Annotated in this window: 5 protein-coding genes; 4 read left to right on the plus strand and 1 reads right to left on the minus strand. The window is 72.7% G+C overall.

Annotated elements, in window-relative coordinates:
* Window positions 1-2 precede the first annotated feature (2 nt).
* On the plus strand, window positions 3-1,019 hold the full coding sequence (locus tag DEP02_RS05435) for a bile acid:sodium symporter family protein (protein ID WP_112466187.1): 1,017 nt from the start codon (window positions 3-5) through the stop codon (window positions 1,017-1,019).
* A 13-nt stretch (window positions 1,020-1,032) separates the two neighbouring features.
* On the opposite strand, the gene fdhD is transcribed toward DEP02_RS05435, so the two are convergent.
* Window positions 1,033-1,881 carry a formate dehydrogenase accessory sulfurtransferase FdhD gene (fdhD, locus tag DEP02_RS05440; protein WP_112466188.1) on the minus strand — a complete coding sequence of 283 codons (849 nt, stop codon included), beginning with the start codon at window positions 1,879-1,881 and terminating at the stop codon, window positions 1,033-1,035.
* Between the two features lie 179 nt (window positions 1,882-2,060).
* Between fdhD and DEP02_RS05445 the strand changes: the two genes are divergently transcribed.
* The 3 genes from DEP02_RS05445 to DEP02_RS05455 all read left to right on the plus strand — a co-directional run bounded on the left by DEP02_RS05445 (window position 2,061) and on the right by DEP02_RS05455 (window position 6,080).
* Entirely contained in the window at window positions 2,061-3,011 is a 951-nt protein-coding gene (locus tag DEP02_RS05445; protein WP_112466189.1) for a beta-ketoacyl-ACP synthase III, read from the plus strand.
* Between the two features lie 187 nt (window positions 3,012-3,198).
* Window positions 3,199-4,380 carry an ROK family transcriptional regulator gene (locus DEP02_RS05450; protein ID WP_112466190.1) on the plus strand — a complete coding sequence of 394 codons (1,182 nt, stop codon included), beginning with the start codon at window positions 3,199-3,201 and terminating at the stop codon, window positions 4,378-4,380.
* Between the two features lie 143 nt (window positions 4,381-4,523).
* Complete coding sequence (locus DEP02_RS05455; RefSeq protein ID WP_112466191.1) at window positions 4,524-6,080, plus strand: sugar ABC transporter ATP-binding protein; 1,557 nt, start codon at window positions 4,524-4,526, stop codon at window positions 6,078-6,080.
* Window positions 6,081-6,166: the final 86 nt, after the last annotated feature.

Below are 6,166 nucleotides of genomic sequence, written 5' to 3' on the forward strand. Positions count from 1 at the left end.
CCGTGAAACGCCCGCACTGGCCGAGCCGGCTGCCGATCGACCCGTACATCGTGCTGCTGATCGGCACGGTGGGCATCGCCGCGCTCCTGCCGGCCCGCTCCACGGCCGCCCACGTGGCCTCGGGCGCCTCCACCGCCGCGATCGCCTTCCTGTTCTTCCTCTACGGCGCCCGCCTGTCCACCCGCGAGGCGCTGGACGGCCTGAAGCACTGGCGACTGCACCTCACGGTCCTGGCCTGCACTTTCCTTGTCTTCCCCCTGCTGGGCCTGGCCGCCCGCGGCCTGGTGCCGACCGTCCTGACCCAGCCGCTCTACCAGGGTCTGCTCTTCCTCACCCTCGTTCCGTCGACCATTCAGTCGTCGATCGCCTTCACCTCCATCGCCCGCGGCAACGTGCCCGCCGCGATCTGCGCAGGCTCCTTCTCCTCCCTGGTCGGCATCGTCCTCACCCCGCTCCTCGTGGCCGTGCTCCTGGGCAACGGCGGCGGCGGCTTCTCCGCGCACTCACTGGTGACGATCGTGCTGCAACTGCTCGTGCCGTTCGCCGGCGGGCAGGTGCTGCGCCCGTGGATCGGCGGCTTCGTCGCCCGGCACAGAAAGGTCCTGGGGCTCGTCGACCGCGGTGCGATCCTGCTCGTCGTCTACACCGCGTTCAGCGAGGGCGTGGTCCGCGGCATCTGGCACCAGGCGAGCCCCGCCCGGCTGGGTGCCCTGCTCGGTGTGGAGGCCGTACTGCTCGCCGTGATGCTCGCCCTGACCTGGTACGGGGCCCGGGTGCTGCGCTTCGGCCGGGCCGACCGCATCGCCATCCAGTTCGCCGGCTCGAAGAAGTCGCTGGCCTCCGGCCTGCCCATGGCCAGCGTCCTGTTCGGCGCCCAGGCCTCCCTCGCCGTACTGCCGCTGATGCTCTTCCACCAGATGCAGCTCATGGTCTGCGCGGTGATCGCCAAACGCCGCTCCCACGACCCCGAGGCCCAGCAGGAGGGCGCCCCGGTCGAGGCCGGCTACGCCCGCGGCTGAGGCCCCGCCCTCCTCAGCCCCGCCCCACGCCCTCCCGCAAGGCCACCCGCCCTTCCCCCGCGTAAACATTCATGGAGTTGCCCCGCAAGAACCCCACCAGCGTCAACCCCGTCTCCACCGCCAGGTCCACCGCCAGCGACGATGGTGCCGAGACCGCCGCCAGCACCGGGATTCCCGCCATGACGGCCTTCTGGGCCAGTTCGAAGGAGGCCCGCCCGGAGACCAGCAGGATCGCCCGGGACAGCGGCAGCCGCCCGCTGCGCAGGGCCAGCCCGACCAGTTTGTCGACGGCGTTGTGGCGGCCCACGTCCTCCCGTATGTCCAGCAGTTCGCCGTCCTCGTCGAACAGGGCCGCCGCGTGCAGACCGCCGGTGCGGTCGAAGACGCGCTGGGCGGCGCGCAGCCGGTCGGGAAGGCTCGCGAGGAGTCCGGGCGCGAGGCGGAGCGGAGGGGTGTCCGAGATCGGCCAGCGGGCGGTCGTACGGACCGCGTCCAGGCCGGCCTTGCCGCACAGACCGCAGGAGGACGTCGTGTACACGTTGCGCTCCAGGGTGATGTCCGGCAGCACGACCTCCGCCGCCGTCCTCACATCCACCACGTTGTACGTGTTGTGCCCCTCCGCGGTCGCCCCCGCGCAGTACACGATGTTCAGCACGTCGGACGCCGAGCCCAGCACACCCTCGCTCACCAGGAACCCGGCCGCCAGCGCGAAGTCGTCGCCCGGGGTGCGCATGGTGATCGCGAGCGGCTTGCCGTTCAGCCGGATCTCCAGCGGCTCCTCGGCCACCAGCGTGTCCGGGCGGGACGAGACGGCCCCGTCGCGGATACGGATCACCTTGCGTCGTTCCGTGACTCGTCCCATCACTTCTCCCTGACGGCCTCAACGATCAGTCCGATTATCGGGGACGTCCGACCTTCTGACAGAAGCCGACAACCCGGGTGCCCGATTCCTGTGCCTTCACCTGCCGGGCTACCCGCGAGTCACTGATCAGACTGGTGGACGCCGCCACCCACGGCAAGCAAGCAACGAGGGGGATCCCCATGAACGGCTCGCGCATCGCCGCCGTCGGCCACTACCAGCCCGCCAGGGTGCTCACCAACGAGGACCTGGCCGGCCTGGTGGACACCAGCGACGAGTGGATCAGGAGCCGGGTGGGCATCCGGACCCGGCACATCGCCGGGCCCGACGAGCCGGTGGACGAGCTCGCCGCGCACGCCGCCGCCAAGGCCCTCGCGGCGGCGGGGCTCGCCCCCGCCGACATCGACCTGGTCCTGGTCGCCACCTCCACGGCCATCGACCGCTCCCCGAACACCGCCGCCCGCGTGGCGGCCCGGCTCGGCGTGCCGCGCCCCGCCGCCATGGACGTCAACGTCGTCTGCGCCGGCTTCACCCACGCCCTGGCCACCGCCGACCACACCGTGCGCGCCGGCGCCGCCACCCGCGCCCTGGTCATCGGCGCCGACAAGATGTCCGAGGTGGCCGACTGGAGCGACCGGACGACCTGCGTGCTCGTCGGCGACGGGGCCGGCGCCGCCGTGGTCGAGGCCTGCCCGCCGGGGGCGGCGGCACCCGGGATCGGGCCGGTGCTGTGGGGTTCGGTACCGGAGATGGGGCACGCGGTACGGATCGAGGGCACACCCCCGCGCTTCGCCCAGGAGGGGCAGAGCGTCTACCGGTGGGCCACCACGCAACTGCCGCCGCTGGCCCGGCAGGCCTGCGAGCGGGCCGGCCTCGCGCCCGAGGAGCTCGCCGCGGTCGTGCTGCACCAGGCCAACCTGCGCATCATCGAGCCGCTCGCCGAGCGGATCGGGGCCGTCAACGCCGTGGTCGCCCGGGACGTGAGCGAATCCGGCAACACCTCGGCCGCGAGCATCCCGCTGGCCCTGTCCAAGCTGGTCGAATGGGGCTCCGTCACCACCGGCGACCCGGTCCTCCTCTTCGGCTTCGGCGGCAACCTCTCCTACGCCGGGCAGGTCGTCCGCTGCCCTTGACCCACCGCGAGGCCACCGTCCCCACCCCCACTTTGTCCTCTCCCTGGAAAAAGTGGCCACCAATCCGTGCGTAACTTCTTCCCACTTCCGGCAGTCACTGCTACGTTCCCCTCGAAACCAAATCGGCCGGATGGCCGAAAATCCGCGTGGACAGACCGGATCGAGGCGGGAGGGGACCGTGAGACGCATGACGGCGCGACCCGCCAACGCACACCAGGCCCGGCTGCTGAAGCTGCTGCGCGACGGGGGCCCCAGCTCCCGGGCACAGCTCGGCGACCGGGTCGACCTGTCCCGGTCGAAGCTGGCCGTGGAGGTGGACCGGCTCCTGGAGACGGGACTGGTCGTCGCCGACGGACTCGCCGCCTCCCGCGGCGGCCGCCGCTCCCACAACGTGCGCCTCGCACCCGGCCTGCGCTTCCTGGGCGTCGACATCGGCGCGACCTCGGTCGACGTCGCCGTCACCAACGCCGAACTGGAGGTGCTGGGGCACCTCAACCAGCCGATGGACGTGCGCGAGGGCCCCGTGGCGGTCTTCGAGCAGGTCCTCGCCATGGCCGCGAAGCTGCGGGCCTCGGGGATCGCGGAGGGGTACGACGGCGCCGGCATCGGCGTCCCCGGCCCCGTCCGCTTCCCCGAGGGCGTCCCCGTGGCGCCCCCGATCATGCCGGGCTGGGACGGCTTCCCCGTGCGGGAGGCGCTCAGCCAGGAACTCGGCTGCCCGGTCATGGTCGACAACGACGTGAACCTCATGGCGATGGGGGAGCAGCACGCGGGCGTCGCCCGCTCCGTGGGCGACTTCCTCTGCATCAAGATCGGTACCGGCATCGGCTGCGGCATCGTCGTCGGCGGCGAGGTCCACCGCGGTACGACGGGCAGCGCGGGCGACATCGGGCACATCCAGGCCGTGCCCGACGGACGCCCGTGCGCCTGCGGCAACCGGGGCTGTCTGGAAGCCCACTTCAGCGGCGCGGCACTCGCCCGCGACGCACTGGAGGCGGCCCAACAGGGTCGGTCCTCCGAACTCGCGACCCGACTGGAGGCGAACGGCCGGCTCACCGCCGTGGACGTCGCCGCCGCGGCCGCCGCGGGCGACCCCACCGCGCTCGACCTGATCCGACAGGGCGGAACCCGCACCGGTCAGGTCATCGCCGGACTCGTCTCCTTCTTCAACCCCGGCCTGGTGGTGATCGGCGGCGGGGTCACCGGCCTCGGCCACACCCTCCTCGCCGCCATCCGCACCCAGGTCTACCGCCAGTCGCTGCCGCTGGCGACCGGCAACCTCCCCATCGTCCTGGGCGAACTGGGCCCGAAAGCCGGAGTGATCGGCGCGGCCCGGCTCATCAGCGACCACCTGTTCTCACCCGCGTAACCCGACCCGCGCAACCCGGACCCAGCAGTACCGGTCACCAGATCACAGTACGGCCCCTGTTCCGCCCTGCCCTGCTCCACCCTGCCCTCGCTCTCACCCTGACACCGGCCCGCCCGCGCGCCCGCCCGCCGAGGTGAACCCACATGGCACCAGAACCACCGCTGCTCAGCATGTCCGGCATCACCAAGTCGTTCCCCGGAGTCCGGGCCCTGGACGGCGTCGACCTGGAGGTCCAGGCCGGTGAGGTGCACTGCCTGCTCGGCCAGAACGGGGCCGGCAAGTCCACCCTCATCAAGGTCCTCGCCGGCGCCCACCAGCCCGACACCGGCACCATCCGCTGGCGCGGCGAACCGGTCACCCTCCGCTCGCCGTCCGCCGCGATGCGGCTGGGCATCGCCACCATCTACCAGGAACTCGACCTGGTGGAGCACATGTCGGTGGCCGAGAACGTCCACCTGGGCCACGAACCCACGGCCACCGGCTTCGTCGTACGACGCCGGACCGCACGCTCCTCGACGGCCGAGCTGCTCAAGCGACTCGGCCACCCGGAGATCGATCCCGGCCGTCCGGTGGGGGAGTTGTCGGCGGCCCAGCAGCAGATCGTCTCCATGGCACGGGCGTTGTCCCACGACGTACGGCTCATCGTCATGGACGAGCCGTCGGCCGCCCTCGACCCGGAGGAGGTCGACAACCTCTTCCGCATCGCCGGCGACCTCACCGCCGACGGCGTCGCCGTCGTCTACATCTCCCACCGCCTGGAGGAGATCCGCCGCATCGGCGACCGGGTCACCGTCCTCAAGGACGGCCGCGCCGTCGCCGGCGGGCTGCCCGCGAAATCCACCCCGACCCGCGAGATCGTCGCCCTGATGACGGGCCGCAACGTCGAGTACGTCTTCCCGCCGCGTCCTCCGGCCGGCACCGAGCACCCCCCGCCCGTCCTCACCGTCGAAGGGCTCGCCCGCGACGGCGAGTTCGCACCCCTCGACCTCGAACTGCGGCCCGGCGAGATCGTCGGCCTCGCCGGACTCGTCGGCTCCGGCCGCTCCGAGATCCTGGAGACCGTCTACGGCGCCCGCAAACCCAGCGCGGGCCGCGTCCTCGTCGACGGCAGGCCCCTGCGCCCCGGCAGCGTGCGCTCCGCCGTGCGCGCCGGACTCGGGCTCGCCCCCGAGGAACGCAAGGCGCAGGCCCTGCTGATGCTGGAGTCCGTCACCCGCAACGTCACCGTCTCCACGCTGTCGCGCTTCGCCCGCGCCGGCTGGCTCGACCGGCGTGCCGAACGCGCCGCCGCCCGGCGGGCCACCCGCGAACTCTCCCTGCGCCCCGACAACCCCGACACCCCCGTGCGCACCCTCTCCGGCGGCAACCAGCAAAAAGCGGTCCTCGCCCGCTGGCTGCTGCGCGGCTGCCGCGTCCTGCTCCTCGACGAACCGACCCGCGGCGTCGACGTCGGCGCCCGTGCCGAGCTGTACGCGGTGGTGCGCCGCCTCGCCGACGAGGGCCTCGCCGTCCTGATGGTCTCCAGCGAGGTGCCCGAGGTGCTCGGCCTCGCCGACCGCGTCCTGGTGCTCCGCGAGGGCCTCGTCGTCCACACGGCACCCGCCCGTGAACTGGACGAACACCGCGTACTCGACCTGGTGTTGGAGTCAAGCCCCGTGTCCACGCAGTCCGTACCCGAGGAAGGGAGCGCGACCTCATGACGCAGCCCGCCACCCCGGCCCAGCAGGGCGCGCCCGACGCCGGGCCGTCCCCCGCCCCCCGCGCGAGTGCGCCCACCGGCGGCGCC

The sequence above is a fragment of the Streptomyces triticisoli genome, assembly GCF_003270085.1.
In the GTDB taxonomy this organism is placed as follows: Bacteria; Actinomycetota; Actinomycetes; order Streptomycetales; family Streptomycetaceae; genus Streptomyces; species Streptomyces triticisoli.

Coding starts and splice junctions, on each gene's coding strand:
- fdhD (WP_112466188.1), bottom strand. CDS start 1,881: ATGGGACGAGTCACGGAACGACGCAAGGTGATCCGTATCCGCGACGGG.
- DEP02_RS05445 (WP_112466189.1), top strand. CDS start 2,061: ATGAACGGCTCGCGCATCGCCGCCGTCGGCCACTACCAGCCCGCCAGG.
- DEP02_RS05450 (WP_112466190.1), top strand. CDS start 3,199: ATGACGGCGCGACCCGCCAACGCACACCAGGCCCGGCTGCTGAAGCTG.
- DEP02_RS05455 (WP_112466191.1), top strand. CDS start 4,524: ATGGCACCAGAACCACCGCTGCTCAGCATGTCCGGCATCACCAAGTCG.